Origin of the sequence: Manganibacter manganicus, from assembly GCF_002075885.1 — a bacterium.
Taxonomy (GTDB): domain Bacteria; phylum Pseudomonadota; class Alphaproteobacteria; order Rhizobiales; family Rhizobiaceae; genus Mesorhizobium; species Mesorhizobium manganicum.
Window position 1 is genome coordinate 14,076 of sequence record NZ_MDET01000002.1, and the last position, 14,063, is coordinate 28,138.

General features: G+C 63.6%; 15 protein-coding genes. 9 read left to right on the plus strand and 6 right to left on the minus strand.

The window, feature by feature from the left end:
- The first annotated feature begins 11 nt into the window (after positions 1 to 11).
- The 5 genes from tsaD to BFN67_RS02165 are packed head-to-tail and all read left to right on the plus strand — an operon-like array spanning position 12 to position 3,531.
- Entirely contained in the window at positions 12 to 1,100 is a 1,089-nt protein-coding gene (tsaD, locus tag BFN67_RS02145) for a tRNA (adenosine(37)-N6)-threonylcarbamoyltransferase complex transferase subunit TsaD (protein WP_192856752.1), read from the plus strand.
- Positions 1,097 to 2,098, plus strand: a complete 1,002-nt coding sequence (locus tag BFN67_RS02150; RefSeq protein WP_245295135.1) for an NAD(P)H-dependent glycerol-3-phosphate dehydrogenase — start codon at positions 1,097 to 1,099, stop codon at positions 2,096 to 2,098. The genes tsaD and BFN67_RS02150 overlap by 4 nt, the downstream gene beginning before the upstream one ends.
- Positions 2,099 to 2,120: 22 nt before the next feature.
- Positions 2,121 to 2,417, plus strand: coding sequence for a YciI-like protein (locus tag BFN67_RS02155; protein ID WP_080917965.1), 297 nt, complete (start codon positions 2,121 to 2,123; stop codon positions 2,415 to 2,417).
- An 18-nt stretch (positions 2,418 to 2,435) separates the two neighbouring features.
- Entirely contained in the window at positions 2,436 to 2,861 is a 426-nt protein-coding gene (locus BFN67_RS02160; protein ID WP_080917966.1) for an EVE domain-containing protein, read from the plus strand.
- Between the two features lie 22 nt (positions 2,862 to 2,883).
- A complete protein-coding gene (locus tag BFN67_RS02165) occupies positions 2,884 to 3,531 on the plus strand; it encodes a class I SAM-dependent methyltransferase (protein ID WP_080917967.1) in 648 nt (215 codons plus the stop codon).
- Between the two features lie 104 nt (positions 3,532 to 3,635).
- Here the strand turns inward: BFN67_RS02165 and gcvA are convergent, their stop codons facing one another.
- The gene (gene gcvA, locus BFN67_RS02170; protein ID WP_080917968.1) at positions 3,636 to 4,556 is read right to left on the minus strand and encodes a transcriptional regulator GcvA; all 921 of its coding nucleotides are present in this window, start codon (positions 4,554 to 4,556) and stop codon (positions 3,636 to 3,638) included.
- 127 nt (positions 4,557 to 4,683) lie between these two features.
- Between gcvA and BFN67_RS02175 the strand changes: the two genes are divergently transcribed.
- Entirely contained in the window at positions 4,684 to 4,929 is a 246-nt protein-coding gene (locus tag BFN67_RS02175) for a hypothetical protein (RefSeq protein ID WP_080917969.1), read from the plus strand.
- 1 nt (position 4,930) lies between these two features.
- On the opposite strand, the gene BFN67_RS02180 is transcribed toward BFN67_RS02175, so the two are convergent.
- The gene (locus tag BFN67_RS02180) at positions 4,931 to 5,446 is read right to left on the minus strand and encodes a L,D-transpeptidase family protein (protein ID WP_080917970.1); all 516 of its coding nucleotides are present in this window, start codon (positions 5,444 to 5,446) and stop codon (positions 4,931 to 4,933) included.
- 174 nt (positions 5,447 to 5,620) lie between these two features.
- Here BFN67_RS02180 and BFN67_RS02185 point away from each other — a divergent pair, with 174 nt between their 5' ends.
- Positions 5,621 to 6,304 carry a response regulator transcription factor gene (locus BFN67_RS02185; protein WP_080917971.1) on the plus strand — a complete coding sequence of 228 codons (684 nt, stop codon included), beginning with the start codon at positions 5,621 to 5,623 and terminating at the stop codon, positions 6,302 to 6,304.
- A gap of 207 nt (positions 6,305 to 6,511) precedes the next feature.
- A complete protein-coding gene (locus BFN67_RS02190; protein WP_080917972.1) occupies positions 6,512 to 6,967 on the plus strand; it encodes a cyclic nucleotide-binding domain-containing protein in 456 nt (151 codons plus the stop codon).
- 16 nt (positions 6,968 to 6,983) lie between these two features.
- Here the strand turns inward: BFN67_RS02190 and BFN67_RS02195 are convergent, their stop codons facing one another.
- The 3 genes from BFN67_RS02195 to BFN67_RS02205 form a co-directional block, all read right to left on the minus strand.
- Positions 6,984 to 7,790, minus strand: coding sequence for an exodeoxyribonuclease III (locus BFN67_RS02195; protein WP_080918087.1), 807 nt, complete (start codon positions 7,788 to 7,790; stop codon positions 6,984 to 6,986).
- A gap of 205 nt (positions 7,791 to 7,995) precedes the next feature.
- Complete coding sequence (locus BFN67_RS02200; protein WP_080917973.1) at positions 7,996 to 8,679, minus strand: outer membrane lipoprotein carrier protein LolA; 684 nt, start codon at positions 8,677 to 8,679, stop codon at positions 7,996 to 7,998.
- A 115-nt stretch (positions 8,680 to 8,794) separates the two neighbouring features.
- Positions 8,795 to 11,437 carry a DNA translocase FtsK gene (locus tag BFN67_RS02205; protein ID WP_080917974.1) on the minus strand — a complete coding sequence of 881 codons (2,643 nt, stop codon included), beginning with the start codon at positions 11,435 to 11,437 and terminating at the stop codon, positions 8,795 to 8,797.
- A 304-nt stretch (positions 11,438 to 11,741) separates the two neighbouring features.
- Between BFN67_RS02205 and BFN67_RS02210 the strand changes: the two genes are divergently transcribed.
- Positions 11,742 to 13,520 carry an FAD-dependent oxidoreductase gene (locus tag BFN67_RS02210; RefSeq protein ID WP_158083460.1) on the plus strand — a complete coding sequence of 593 codons (1,779 nt, stop codon included), beginning with the start codon at positions 11,742 to 11,744 and terminating at the stop codon, positions 13,518 to 13,520.
- On the opposite strand, the gene BFN67_RS02215 is transcribed toward BFN67_RS02210, so the two are convergent.
- The gene (locus BFN67_RS02215; RefSeq protein ID WP_192856748.1) at positions 13,408 to 14,058 is read right to left on the minus strand and encodes a GNAT family N-acetyltransferase; all 651 of its coding nucleotides are present in this window, start codon (positions 14,056 to 14,058) and stop codon (positions 13,408 to 13,410) included. The genes BFN67_RS02210 and BFN67_RS02215 overlap by 113 nt on opposite strands.
- Positions 14,059 to 14,063: the final 5 nt, after the last annotated feature.

A 14,063-nucleotide genomic window follows, 5' to 3' on the forward strand; every position in this document is an offset into this window, starting at 1 on the left:
GCGACCAATTGATCCGCGTTCTGGGTATTGAGACGAGTTGCGACGAAACGGCGGCGAGCGTCGTGGCGCTGGATGCTGCCGGCACGCCTGAAATCCTTTCAAACGTCGTGCTCAGCCAGATCGCCGATCATGCGGTGTTCGGCGGCGTGGTGCCGGAAATCGCCGCGCGCGCCCATGTCGAGGCGCTGGACGGCATTGTCGAAGCCGCGCTTGCCGATTCTGGGGCCGATCTTGCCGAAATCGACGCCATCGCCGCCACCGCCGGGCCGGGCCTCGTCGGCGGGTTGATCGTTGGGCTGATGACGGCAAAAGCCATCGCCGCCGCCGCCGAAAAGCCGCTGATGGCGATCAACCATCTGGAAGGCCACGCGCTGACGGCGCGGCTGACCGACGGCATCGCATTTCCCTATCTGTTGCTGCTGGTTTCGGGCGGCCATACGCAGATCGTCGCGGTCAGGGGCGTCGGTGATTACCAGCGCTGGGCGACAACCATTGACGACGCACTGGGCGAGGCCTTCGACAAGACCGCCAAGATGCTCGGCCTGGCCTATCCCGGCGGTCCGAATGTCGAGCAGACTGCCCTGCACGGCGATGCCTCGCGCTTTTCCTTTCCGCGCCCGATGAAAGGCGCGGCACAACCGGACTTTTCGTTTTCCGGGCTGAAGACCGCCGTGCGACAGGCGGCAACGGCGATTGCGCCGCTTTCCGATCAGGACGTGGCCGATATCTGCGCTTCGTTCCAGGCGGCGGTGGCCGATGCGCTGGCCGACCGTGTCGCCCGCGCGCTCGACCGCTTCAAGGCCGAGTTTCCCGACAAGGCCGATCCGGCACTGGTGGTCGCCGGCGGCGTTGCCGCCAACCGCACCTTGAAGGCGGCGTTGCAGGCCCAATGCGCGGCGGCCGGTTTTGCCTTCGTCTCGCCGCCCTTGAAACTGTGTACCGACAATGCGGCGATGATCGCCTGGGCCGGCATCGAGCGGCTGCGCGCAGGGCTCGCCGACAATGAGGACGCCTTTTCCTTCGTGCCGCGCTCGCGCTGGCCACTGGACAGCGTGTCCACGCCGGTGATCGGCTCGGGCAGACGGGGAGCCAAGGCATGAATGAAAGCCTGATGCAAAGCCGGCGCATCGCCGTTCTCGGAGGCGGCGCCTGGGGCACGGCGCTGGCGCTCGCCATGCTGCGCGCCGGCCATCACACGGCACTTTGGGCGCGCGACGCCGACATGGCAGCCGCCATCCGCAAGGGCGAGAACCCGCGTTATCTGCCGGGCATCGCGCTCGATACCGGCATTGCCGCGACGACCGACCTGAAAACGGCGCTTGGCGATGCCGACTGCGTTCTGGTGGCGACACCCGCGCAATCGCTGCGCACCGTGCTGGCCGAGGCGCGCCCGCATCTGCCCGCAAACGTGCCGCTGGTGCTGTGCGCCAAGGGCATCGAACGGGAAACCGGCACGCTGATGTCGGGCATCGTCGAGGCATTGCTGCCAGATCATCCGATTGCAGCACTTTCAGGACCGAGCTTTGCCGCCGATGTCGCGCGCGGCCTGCCCACGGCGGTGGTCGTCGCCGCGCGCGAGGAAGCTTTGGCCGCCGAGCTGGCCGCCGCCTTTTCGGCGCAGAACCTGCGCTGCTATTCGAGCGACGACCTCACCGGCGTCGAAATCGGCGGCGCACTCAAGAACGTCTTCGCCATCGCCGCGGGCGCCGTCACCGGCGCGGCGCTCGGCGCCAGCGCCCAGGCCGCCATGGTAACGCGCGGCTTCGTCGAACTGCGCCGCATCGGGGCGGTCTTCGGCGCGCGCCCTGAGACGCTGATGGGGCTTTCCGGCCTCGGCGACCTGCTTTTATCCTGCGCCTCCGTGCAATCGCGCAATTTCAGCTACGGCCTGGCACTCGGGCGCGGCGAGGAACTGACTGGGCGGCCACTGGCCGAAGGCGTGCCGACGGCGGCGATTGCCGCCCGCATCGTCGCGGAACGCGGCATCGAGGCACCGATCATTTCGGCTGTCGCCGCCATACTGGACGGCACCGTCACCATCGGCGAAGCGGTCACGGCGCTGATGACGCGTCCGCTGAAATCCGAAGCCGACGAATGATTTCGCAAAACGGGAGTTTGAAATGCTTTTTGCCCTGATCTGCACGGACAAGCCGGGACACCTCCAGCTCCGGCAGGATACGCGGCCCGACCACCTTGCCTTTTTGGGCAAGCTGAACGATGAAAACAAGCTGGCCTTTGCCGGTCCGTTCCTCGACGCCGAAGGCAAGTCGAACGGCACTCTTTCGGTGATCGAGGCCGCTGATCTGGAAGCGGCGAAGGCGATTGCCGCGAGTGACCCTTATGCCAGGGCCGGCCTGTTCGAGAATGTCGATGTCCGGGCATGGAACTGGGTCGTCAACAAGCCGGACGCGGCTTGACGCGGCGGGAGGGGCACCATGAATTACTGGCTGTTCAAATCCGAACCGTTCAAGTTTTCCTTCGACGACCTGAAAAAGGTCGGCGAGGCGGGCGAGCAATGGGATGGCGTGCGCAATTATGCGGCGCGCAACAATATGCGCGCCATGCAGATCGGCGATCTGGGCTTTTTCTATCACTCCAATGAAGGGCTGAACATTGTCGGCATCGCCGAGGTCTGCGCGCTCGCCCATCATGACACGACAACGGACGATCCGCGCTGGGACTGCGTCGATATCCGCGCCGTGCGCGACGTGCCCAACCCGCCGACGCTGGCCGACATCAAGGCCAATCCGAAACTGTCGGAGATGGCGCTGGTGCGGCTTGGCCGGCTGTCCGTACAACCGGTGACGGCTGAGGAATGGCGCGAGGTTTGCCGCATGGGCGGCCTCGACCCGATACCGTGATCTTGGCCCCTGACCCGATATCGTGACCCTGGCGGAAGCCGAAAAGTTCATTCTTGCCAATACGGCGCTGACTGCACCGCCGCATGTGCCGGAAATCCGCCTGTATCTGGCCGATGAGGCGCATGATCTGTGGCGGCGCACCGAGGAGGAACTGGCCGAGATCGGCCTGCCGCCGCCCTTCTGGGCATTCGCCTGGGCTGGCGGGCAGGGCCTTGCCCGCTTCGTGCTCGACAATCCGCAGATGGTTCGCGGCCTGCGCGTGCTCGATTTCGCCACCGGCTCCGGTCTCCTTGCCATAGCGGCCGTCAGGGCCGAAGCCGCTCATGTTACCGCCGCCGACATCGACCCGTTCTGCCGCGCCGCGACCCGCCTGAACGGCGAAGCCAACGGCGTTGTCGTGAACTTCGATGGAAACGATCTGATCGGCAGCGATGGCGGCTGGGACGTGGTGCTGGCGGGCGACGTGTTCTACGACAAACCCTTCGCGGACCGGCTGCTGCCGTGGTTTCGCGATCTCAAGGCGCGCGGCGCCGAAATCCTGATCGGCGACCCCGGCCGCGCCTATCTGCCGAAAACCGGCCTTGAAGAACTTGCCGTCTACGAGGTGCCGGTGACGCGCGCGCTGGAAGATTCCGAAATCAAGCGCACGACCGTCCGGCGCCTGACCTGAGCACTGTACCGGAGGTCCTGAACGTTGACACATCCACGACGCCTCAATCGCCGGCGCGGCGCGCAGTCGCGCGCTCCAACGGTCATTCAAAATGACCGTTGGTATCAGACTTCCGTTTTCGCGGCTTCTTCAAGAAGCCACTCGCGGAACGCCGCAATGCGCGGGTCGGACGCCGCATTGTCGGGGTAGACGAGAAAATACGCGAACTCGCGCGCCATCCTGATGCCGAGGTCGAAGGGACGGATCAGGCGGCCTTCCGAAAGGTCGTTCGCCACCATGGCGAAATCGGCCAAGGCCACGGCATTGCCCTCGAGCGCCGCCTGCACGGCATCCGACGAGGTGCCGAACACCATCACCCGGCTGTCGTCGAAATCGTTGATGCCGGCGGCCGCCATCCACATGCGCCAGTTGGGCCAGGTGACACCCTGGCGCGACCATTCGATATGGGCGAGCGTATGGTTGAACAGGTCGCGCGGCGCGTTCAGCGGCGGGCCACAGGCCAGCAGGCGTGGGCTGCAAACCGGAATGATGACATTGTCGAACAGCCGGTCGGCTGCAAGTCCCGGATATTTTCCGGCTCCGAAACGAATACCGACATCGATATCGTCCAGTTCGAAATCGCGCAGGCTGTAGCAGATGTCGAAACGCAACTCGATGCCGGGATGCCGCTCACGGAAGCCATCGACGCGCCGCATCAGCCATTTGGTGGCGAAATGGGCATCGGCCGTCACTTTCAGCAGCGTCGTTCCGCGCGCTACCTTGCGCGCCCTGGCGGCCGCGCGGTTGAGCAGATCGAGCGCATCGGCCGCCGCCTCGAACAGGACATGGCCGCTTTCGGTAAGCCGGATGGCCCGGCTGGTGCGCGTGAACAGGATCAGGCCAAGCTGATCCTCGATTTCCTTGATCTGATAGCTGACCGCCGCCGGCGTCAGGCCGAGCTCATCGGCCGCGCGCGTGAAATTGAGGTGCCGGCCCGCCGCTTCCAGCGTCCGCAAGGCACGGGTACCAGGCAACAGGCGAGCCATCGTCGTCTTCAAAGGAAACTATACAATGGAGCAAAAACTACTCGTTTCCCCCAAATCTTTCAACGACGCATCATAGGGCCAGCAATGAGATGCCAAAGCCGGCTTGACGCCGCCAAAGGATGCACCGATGTCCGATTTCGCCCTTCACACACCCCGCTGCCAACCGACCGGCCTGCGCGCCGCTTTTCGCCGCCTCTTCACGCGCAAGCCGGACACATTGCCGGTTACCGAACTGCAGCCGCTCCCAGATCGCATGCTCGTCGATATCGGCGTCGATCCGCGAACCGTGCGGCGCCCCTCCTACGAGGAAGCCTCCAAGCTGTCCCTGCTTGAAAGAGGCTGGCGGGGCAACGATCCGCGCCGCAGTTTCTGAACTATCGGACCACCTTGACCATCGTGCGGGCCGACAATAGCGGCAAAAGCCGCGCCATGGTGCGTTCGCTCACCGCCACGCAACCTTGCGTCGGCGTATAGCCGGGACGCGCCAGATGGAAGAAGATCGCGCTGCCGCGCCCGCGCAGGCGCGGGCGGATGTTCCAGTCGAGCACCAGGCACACGTCATAAAGCCGGTCGTCGCGCCGCATACGCTCATGGCTGGCACCGTAGGGAATGCGCACCGGCCTGTTGTAATTGCGGTCGTCGGGCACCTCGCACCAGCCGAGGTCCGGGCCGATCGTCGTCATGGCCAGCCGCGTGCGCCGTGCGCCGGCGAAATGATCGTTGCGGAAATAGCCCGACAAAATACGCATCGTCGCCAGCGGCGTCCCGCCATCGCCTTCACGCTTGGCGGAAACGATTCCGCCGCGGCCCAAAGCGCAGGGAAACACCAGCTTTCCGGCCCGCAGAAGCCCCTGTTGCGGCTTGCCGGGCCGGGCATGCACCGTCAGCATGCGAAGGCCTGTTGGTAAACTTGCATCCGAAGCGTTACGCTGGCGTTTTTTCTTGTATGATCGCATGGAGGAACAAATCACTGTGATCGGCTGTTGTGCCGGTCAGCTTCCGCATAAACGGACGACGGTCAACAGGTGACGACGATTATTCATTTCGAAACAACGGATTGATCCATGACTTCACGCACCATACTGATCGTAGACGACGACGAAGACCTGCGCACGATGCTGGTCGAGCAATTGTCGCTCTATGAGGAATTCCATGTGATTCAGGAGGCGACGGCCGCCAAGGGCGTGGCGACGGCCCGCAATGGCATGATCGACCTGCTGATCATGGATGTCGGCCTGCCTGATATGGACGGCCGCGAAGCGGTGAAGATGCTGCGCAAGGGCGGCTACAAGGCGCCCATCATCATGCTGACCGGCCACGATACCGATTCCGACACCATTCTCGGCCTCGAAGCCGGCGCCAACGACTATGTGACCAAGCCGTTCCGCTTCGCGGTGCTGCTGGCCCGCATCCGCGCGCAGCTCAGGCAGCATGAACAGAGCGAAGACGCCACGTTCTCGGTCGGTCCCTATACGTTCAAGCCGAGCCAGAAGCTGCTGGTCGATCAGCGCGGCGGCAAGATAAGGCTGACGGAGAAGGAAGCCTCGATCATCAAATATCTCTATCGCGCCGAGCAGAAGGTCGTGACCCGCGACGTGCTGCTGGAGGAAGTGTGGGGCTACAATTCAGGCGTCACCACCCATACGCTCGAAACGCATGTCTATCGCCTGCGCCAGAAGATCGAGCGCGATCCCTCCAATGCCGAAATTCTCGTCACCGAAAGTGGCGGCTACAAGCTGGTTCCTTAAATTTTTAATCATTCTCCCGGATTAGGATCGAAACCGTAAGGTGTACCGCGATCTTTCGGTTTTGTTTCGTACGCTTTAGGTTGTTGAATTTATGCGGTCTTTATCCTGAGATCGGAATTCTATGCCGGGATATGGACCCCAAATGGCCGCATAGCGATTCGGGCGGGATCGTGCGAAGGAGGACCGGGCTGGGCAGTCGGGGACGCGATGGCGCTCGATGACGATATACGTATCTTGTCTGCCGTGGGACTCTTCGAGGGTTTCACGCGCGAACAGTTGCGCCTGCTCGCCTTCGGCGCGGAAACCACGGCCCTGCCCGCCGACAGGAAACTCTACCGCGAGGACGATACCGCCGATTCCGCCTATGTCGTGGTGTCGGGCTGCATCGCGCTTTATCGCGAAGGCAGCGGCGAGCGCCAGATCATCGGCACGGCCGGCCCCGGCGCGCTGCTCGGCGAACTGGCGCTGATCGCCGACACCAGGCGCCTGACCAGCGCCTCCGCGGCACTCGATTCGCAGATCATGCGCCTGAACCGCGCCATGTTCCGGCGCATCCTGGAGGAATATCCCGATCTGGCGGTGCTGTTGCACCACCGCATTTCGGAGGAATTCCAGGCCATGATCCGGCGCATCGAAAGCCTGGCGCCACGCTTCTCGGGGTGAGGAGCGGCCGGCGCGGTCAATTCAGGTCGAAGCGGGCGATCACCGGCACATGGTCGGAAGGGCGCTCCCAGCCGCGCGCCTCGCGCAGGATCTCGTAGCCGGCAAAATGCGGCACCAGATTGGCCGAACACCAGACATGGTCGAGGCGCCGGCCGCGATTGGAAGCCTGCCAATCCTGCGCCCGGTAACTCCACCAGGTATAAAGCTTCTGATCGTCGGGCACGCCATGGCGCATCAGGTCGATCCAGCCGCCGGCCTTGCGCATTGCTTCGAAACCGGTCGTCTCCACCGGCGTATGGCTGACCACGTTGAGGAGTTGCTTGTGCGACCACACATCATGCTCGAGCGGCGCGATGTTGAGGTCGCCGACCAGGACCGAGCCCGAAACCTCGTCATGCTCGGCACGGATCGCATTCATCTCGGCCACGAAGTCCAGCTTGTGCCGGAATTTCCGGTTGATTTCCGGATCGGGCTCGTCGCCGCCGGCCGGCACGTAGAAATTGTGCAAAAGCAAGGATTTACCGCCGGCGTCGAACCGCACCGAGACATGCCGGCAATCGTCGTTTTCGCAGAAGCGCCGCCTCTCGACAATCTCGATGGGACGCCGCGCAACGGTCGCCACGCCGTGATAGCCCTTCTGGCCGTTGATGGCGATGTGCTCGTAGCCAAGCTTCCGGAACGCCGCCGCGGGAAATACGTCGTTCGCGCATTTGGTTTCCTGCAGGCTGAGCACGTCGGGCGCATATTCGAGCAGAAAACGCTCGACCAGCGGCATGCGCAAGCGAACGGAATTGATATTCCAGGTAGCGATCGAAAAGGCCATGAATGATTCCGCGACGGTGCGCCGCCTGACCGAGCCGGCATGCACGATGAAAGGTCTCATTCATCTGCCAGCATGCGGCATGGAAAACAACCCTTGGGGCCGCGCATGGCCTGTCCGGCAAAAAAGCATACGACCTTTCGCGGTCCGGTCTGTCTGTTCAGCCGCATTTGCGGGCGCAAACCCGCTCATACTTTGCCGGGATGTCCTAACGGTGCTTGGTATTCCACTCGCGATTGAGCGTGTAATTGATCTCGAACGTGTTGTCGGCGAAGGTCACGCCCTTCTGGACGTTGAAGATCATCACCGTGGTGTCCTTGCCTTGCGCGTCGGTAATGGTCCATTGCCGCAAATCGTAGGTTTTCGGGTCGAACATCATGGTGATCTTCGCATTGCCGAACACCGACTTGTCGGAGAGCTGGATGGTGGTGAGATCGTCCTCCTGCTTGACGCCGGTCACCTTGTTGCCGGAAAGGTCGATATGGTCTTCAAGCAACAATTTCAGCGGCGTCTTGGAGAGCGGATAGAGGTCGGACGTGCGCATCTTCTCGTTGAGGATGACCACCGATTTGCCATCCGAGATGACCTGGAATTTGGAAGACCCGTTGTAGTTGAAGCGAATCCTGCCCGGCCGTTCAAGATAGAACTTGCCGCCCGTCTGCTCGCCGCGCGGGCCGAACTGGACGAACTCGCCGGTCATCGTCTTCACCGAGGAAAAGTGGTCGGCGATCGCCTGCGCCGCCGCAGGAACCGCGGCCTGCGCCGCCGCCACCAGAGAAAAGCCCGGTGAAAGGTTGAGCGCCGCCGCGCCGCCAAGAGCCAATCCGAAACCGAACAGGGCGCGACGCGTGACGGGCGCGTTGCCGGCTGGGTCGAATCGATTGTCTTTCATGCCGCTCACTTGTCCATCTCTCGAATTCAAACCGTTTTGAAACGCCAGTTGGGCTGAAGTTTGACGCTTGCCAAAACACGCCGGCCGCCGCCTGGTTCCCGTCGAACGATCGAGATCAGAATTTGTCGTCCTCCGTCGGCACCAGGATCTCGCGCTTGCCGGCGTGATTGGCCGGGCCGACGACGCCCTCCTGTTCCATCCGTTCGATGATCGAGGCGGCACGGTTGTAGCCGATGCCGAGGCGGCGCTGGATGTAGCTGGTCGAGGCCTTGCCGTCGCGCAGCACCACGGCCACCGCCTGGTCATACGGATCGTCGGAATCCTCGATATTGCCGCCGCCGCTGCTGCCGCCGCTCTTCGAGGAACCCTCGTCATCGTCCTCCTCGTCCTCGGTGATGGCGTCGAGATATTCCGGCACTCCCTGCAATTTCAGATGCGCGACGATCTTCTCGACCTCGTCGTCGGAGACGAACGGCCCGTGCACGCGCTGGATGCGCCCGCCGCCGGCCATATAGAGCATGTCGCCCATGCCGAGCAGTTGCTCCGCGCCCTGCTCGCCCAGAATGGTGCGGCTGTCGATCTTCGACGTCACCTGGAAGGAGATGCGCGTCGGGAAATTGGCCTTGATCGTGCCGGTGATGACGTCCACCGAAGGACGCTGCGTCGCCATGATGACGTGGATGCCGGCGGCGCGCGCCATCTGCGCCAGGCGCTGCACCGCGCCTTCGATATCCTTGCCGGCCACCATCATCAGATCGGCCATCTCGTCGATGATGACGACGATATAGGGCATCGGCTCGAGATCGAGTTCCTCGGTCTCGTAGATCGCTTCGCCGGTCTGGCGGTCGAAACCGGTCTGCACCGTGCGCTGGATCTGCTCGCCCTTCTTCCTGGCCTGGGCGACGCGCTGGTTGAAGCCGTCTATATTGCGCACGCCGACCTTGGACATCTTGCGGTAGCGGTCTTCCATTTCCCGCACCGTCCATTTCAGCGCCACCACGGCCTTCTTCGGATCGGTGACGACGGGCGTCAAAAGGTGCGGGATGCCGTCATAGACGGAAAGCTCCAGCATCTTCGGATCGATCATGATCAGGCGGCATTCCTCCGGCTTCATCCGGTAGAGCAGCGACAGGATCATCGTGTTGATGGCCACCGACTTGCCCGAACCCGTGGTGCCGGCCACCAGAACATGCGGCATCTTGGCGATATCGACGATGACCGCCTCGCCGTTGATGGTCTTGCCGAGCGCCAGCGCCAGCCTGGCCTTGGTCTGCTCGAAATCGCGGCTGGCGAGGATCTCGCGCAGATAGACCATTTCACGCTTGGCGTTCGGCAGTTCGATGCCGATGGCGTTGCGGCCGGGCACGACCGCGACACGGGCGGCGATCGCGCTCATCGAGCGAGCGATGTCGTCGGCCAGGCCGATGACGCGAGAGGACTTGATGCCCGGCGCCGGCTCAAGCTCATAAAGCGTGACGACCGGACCCGGCTTGACGTTGATGATCTCGCCCTTGACGCCGAAATCCTCCAGCACGCCTTCGAGCAGGCGGGCATTCTGCTCCAGCGACTCGTTGGAAAGGCTCGGGTCGCGCGCCACGTTCTTCGGCTCGGACAGGAAATGCAACGACGGCATCTCGAAGCCACCGGATGTAATCAGCGAGGTCTGGGCCTCGCGCTGCACGCGCACGCCGGGGGTGGGCCGCGGCGGTGGCGCGGCGACGCGCGTCGCCGCGTCGGAGCGAAACTGCCGGACCTGCGGAGCCTGTGCCGATCCGCCGGCGGCTTCGCCGTCGAAGCTGGCGTCAAACTCGTCGTCGAAAATATCCGCATCGCGCGGGTCGAGCGTCGCGGAACCCGCATGCGCCGGCTCGGCGAAGAATTCCGGCTCGACACGCGCGCCAGCATCCAGCCGCGCCTCGGCAAGTTCAGCCGATTCGACGCGTTCCGCCGCGCGCCGCCAGCCGCTGGAGCGCGACTCCATTTCAGGCTCGAAATCGTCATGCTCATGACGCCGCGCCGCGCGACGGCGCATATAAGCCCGCGCCGACAGCCACCAATGCGCGAGCACCCCGAAAGCAAGGCCGAACCGGCTTTCCTCGTCATCGTCCTCGTTCTCGAACAGTATCTGGTCGCGATCCTCGGCCTGGGCCGGCTCCGGCTCCTCCATCACCGCGAAGCCGTTGCGGCGCGAGATCAGGGCGGCGCCAAAGGCAAACAGCCACAAAGCCGGCGCAATGAGCAAAAGCGCGATGACGGCGCCGATGATACCGGTAGGATAGCCGCCAGTGAAGGCTCCCGGCACGCTCAAGACCATATCGCCGGCGACGCCGCCAAGGCCGGCCGGCAGCGGCCAGGTGGGCGGAGCGGTGATGCAGCCGGCAATCGCGGCCGCCAGCAGCGCAAAGCCGAACCAGGCAAAGCCGCGCTTCGGCAATTTGTCGACACCGCGCGCCGAAAACAGAAGAAATCCCCAGATGACGGCCGGCACCAGCGCCGCCACCGCCGACAGGCCGAAGAACTGCATGGCAAGGTCCGAAAAGACCGCGCCCGGATAGCCCATGGCGTTGGTCACGACATTGTCGGTGGCATGCGAAAAGCTCGGATCGGCCACGTTCCAGGTTGCCAGGCTGGCAATGCCGAAGGCGACGAACGCAAACAAGGCGCATCCGATCACACGCCCGACCTGGCGGCGCGCGAACGCCTGTAGGCCGTGCCCCGTTTCTGCCAGCGCGAGCGGTGCTGAAGCCCCTGAACGCATGCGTTCTTCCCCGTCATTCAAATGCATTGCCGCCACGCAAGCGCGCGCCGGCGGATTCGGCTGCCAGACTATCGGGGTGAAGGTTAAGAGCGCTTTAACCATGAGCGTTTTCGCGAGCCTCGACGCGGTGCCGGGCAGGCCCGTCCACAAATCGTCTGATTGTGCATGGCCGGCGACAGCCATTCGGTCGCGGATTACGCCCAAGGGATATGCCGTTCAGCCCTCAGCGGGCATTTCTGCCCGCCCCCGCCCGCTCTATCACTGGACAAGTGAGTTTCAGGAGGGGAGGTCGCCTGTCACTGCCATGTTTGTCGATGCACGAAAATTGCCGAGCGGCACCAGCTTTGACACCGAGATATGCATCGTCGGAGGCGGTGCCGCCGGCATTACGCTCGCACTCGAATTCGAGCGCTGCGGCATCGCGACCTGCGTGCTGGAAGGCGGGCAGCGCGACTTCACCCGGACATCGCAGACCCTTTACAAGGGAGAGAATGCCGGCCTCCCTTACAATCTGCGCACCAGCCGAACCCGGCAATTGGGCGGCAGTTCGAATTGCTGGGGCGGCTGGATACGCCAGTTCCTGCCCATCGATTTCGAGACGCGCGACTGGATGCCGAACAGCGGCTGGCCGCTCGATTATACGGAAGTGGCGTCTTTTTATCCGCGCGCCAACCGGCTCGTTCAGGTCAACGATCACGATTTCGACCCGCAATTCTGGTATGACCGCCTCGACCACAACCAGGTCAAGCTGCTCAGATTGCGCGGCGGATCGCTTGAAACGATGGTCAACAAGTTCAGCCCGCCGACGCATTTCGGCTATGCCTATGAGCGGCAACTGGCCGAGGCCAGGGCGGTCAAGGTGCTGCTCAACGCCAATGTGACCGAGATCGCCACATGCGACGCCGCTGCGACCGTAACCGGTGTCCACTTCGACAATGGCGCGCAGCAACGCTTTTTCGTGCGCGCCAAGCAGACGATCCTGGCAGCCGGCGGAATTGAAAATGCCCGCCTGATGCTGCTGTCGAACAGGGTCGATCATCGCGGGCTCGGCAACCGGCACGACGTGGTCGGGCGCTATTTCATGGAGCACCCGCGCGTGCGCATCGGACGCATGGTCTCGCCGCGCGATGCCGCCGGTTTCCGCTTCTACGACACCAGCTACACCTATCACAATCCGAGCCTGGCGGTGGATGGCACCAGCAGCAGCGCCTATGTCGGTCTGGTCGAAAAGGTCCAGCGGGAAGAGAAGCTGGTGCAGTGCCGCACCTATTTCCGGGCCTGCTGGTCCGGTGAGGACCGCGATCTCACCGAGGATTTCCATGATGTCTGGGATGCCGTTCGCTGGCGGCTGTTCGACGAAATCAAACCGGGCATGTTGGCATCCGTTGCCCAGCGCAGCCCGCGCCTGATCGCGTCCCTGCTTTACCGGCGGCTGAAACTGGCGGCCAGATCGACCTACTTCCAGGTCGAGAGCATCATCGAGCCGGTTCCGGACCGCGAAAGCCGCGTCACCCTGTCCGCCCTGCGCGACAGGTTCGGACTGAACCAGGCGCGGCTCGACTGGCGGATCGGCGATCTGGAAAAGAAAACGCTGCGGCGCATGATGTCGCTGGTCAAACAGGAATTCGAAGCCTCCGATATCGGGCAGATCGACCTCCAGCAGGCCGACGAAGGCCGGCTGCCGCGCATCTACGGCTGCGATCATCATATGGGAACGACACGGATGCACACGGACCCGCGCCTCGGCGTGGTCGATGCGGATTGCAAGGTGCATGGCATGCACAATCTCTACATCGCCGGCAGTTCGGTGTTCCCGACCTGCGGCAACGACATGCCGACCCTGACGATCGTGGCACTTGCCCTGCGGCTCGCCGATCATGTCGTCGCCCAGCGCAGGCTGGCCGCTCCGACCCGGAACCACAATGGCCATGCGCGCGCCGGTGAGATGGATGAGACCCGCGTTTCAGTGCCTATCGCAGCTTTTTCACCACATGCACACAATGCCGCGGCAGGCTGGGATGACGCAATTCCGCAAAGCCGAGTGCGGCATAAAACGAAAGCGCGCCGCGATTTTCCGGCATGACCTGAAGGTGCAGGCCGGGTGAGCCGGCCTCGACCAGCTTTTCCTCGAGGAAACTCATCGCCTTGCGGCCGATGCCACGGCCACGGGCCGGCGGCAGGAGGTCGATATGACCGTGCGACGGATAGGCGTCGAGAATCACTGGCATGTCGAGTTCGGGATGATGGATCCAGTGCCGCGCCCAGTCGCTGCCTTGCCAGCGTGAGGCGTCGGCGCCCGGATCGGCGAAGCGGGCCTGAAGCGACGGATACCAGCTTTCACGCAGCCGCGCATTGAAGGCGCGCGTGTCGGCCGCGCCCAGAAGGTAACCGCACACGCCTTCCGGCCCCTCGACCATGAAGGCGAGGCCCGGCTCGAAGATCTGGTAGGGGATGGTGTAGATGAGGCCGAGCAGGTCGGGATCGTCCTCCAGCGCGCTGGCGTCCTTGCCGGCATCGCCGGTTTTCAGGCACACCATGGCCAGCGCCACATGATCGGCGGTACAGGCGCGGCGCAGGGTGAACCCGCCGCCGAAGTCGAGAACGATGCCGGACCCGACCATCGCCT

Bases quoted from the DNA above. Each gene is read 5' to 3' on its own strand.
- BFN67_RS02150 (WP_245295135.1), top strand. From the start codon at position 1,097: ATGAATGAAAGCCTGATGCAAAGCCGGCGCATCGCCGTTCTCGGAGGC.
- BFN67_RS02155 (WP_080917965.1), top strand. From the start codon at position 2,121: ATGCTTTTTGCCCTGATCTGCACGGACAAGCCGGGACACCTCCAGCTC.
- BFN67_RS02160 (WP_080917966.1), top strand. From the start codon at position 2,436: ATGAATTACTGGCTGTTCAAATCCGAACCGTTCAAGTTTTCCTTCGAC.
- gcvA (WP_080917968.1), bottom strand. From the start codon at position 4,556: ATGGCTCGCCTGTTGCCTGGTACCCGTGCCTTGCGGACGCTGGAAGCG.
- BFN67_RS02175 (WP_080917969.1), top strand. From the start codon at position 4,684: ATGTCCGATTTCGCCCTTCACACACCCCGCTGCCAACCGACCGGCCTG.
- BFN67_RS02180 (WP_080917970.1), bottom strand. From the start codon at position 5,446: ATGCTGACGGTGCATGCCCGGCCCGGCAAGCCGCAACAGGGGCTTCTG.
- BFN67_RS02185 (WP_080917971.1), top strand. From the start codon at position 5,621: ATGACTTCACGCACCATACTGATCGTAGACGACGACGAAGACCTGCGC.
- BFN67_RS02190 (WP_080917972.1), top strand. From the start codon at position 6,512: ATGGCGCTCGATGACGATATACGTATCTTGTCTGCCGTGGGACTCTTC.
- BFN67_RS02195 (WP_080918087.1), bottom strand. From the start codon at position 7,790: ATGGCCTTTTCGATCGCTACCTGGAATATCAATTCCGTTCGCTTGCGC.
- BFN67_RS02200 (WP_080917973.1), bottom strand. From the start codon at position 8,679: ATGAAAGACAATCGATTCGACCCAGCCGGCAACGCGCCCGTCACGCGT.
- BFN67_RS02205 (WP_080917974.1), bottom strand. From the start codon at position 11,437: ATGCGTTCAGGGGCTTCAGCACCGCTCGCGCTGGCAGAAACGGGGCAC.
- BFN67_RS02210 (WP_158083460.1), top strand. From the start codon at position 11,742: ATGTTTGTCGATGCACGAAAATTGCCGAGCGGCACCAGCTTTGACACC.
- BFN67_RS02215 (WP_192856748.1), bottom strand. From the start codon at position 14,058: ATGGTCGGGTCCGGCATCGTTCTCGACTTCGGCGGCGGGTTCACCCTG.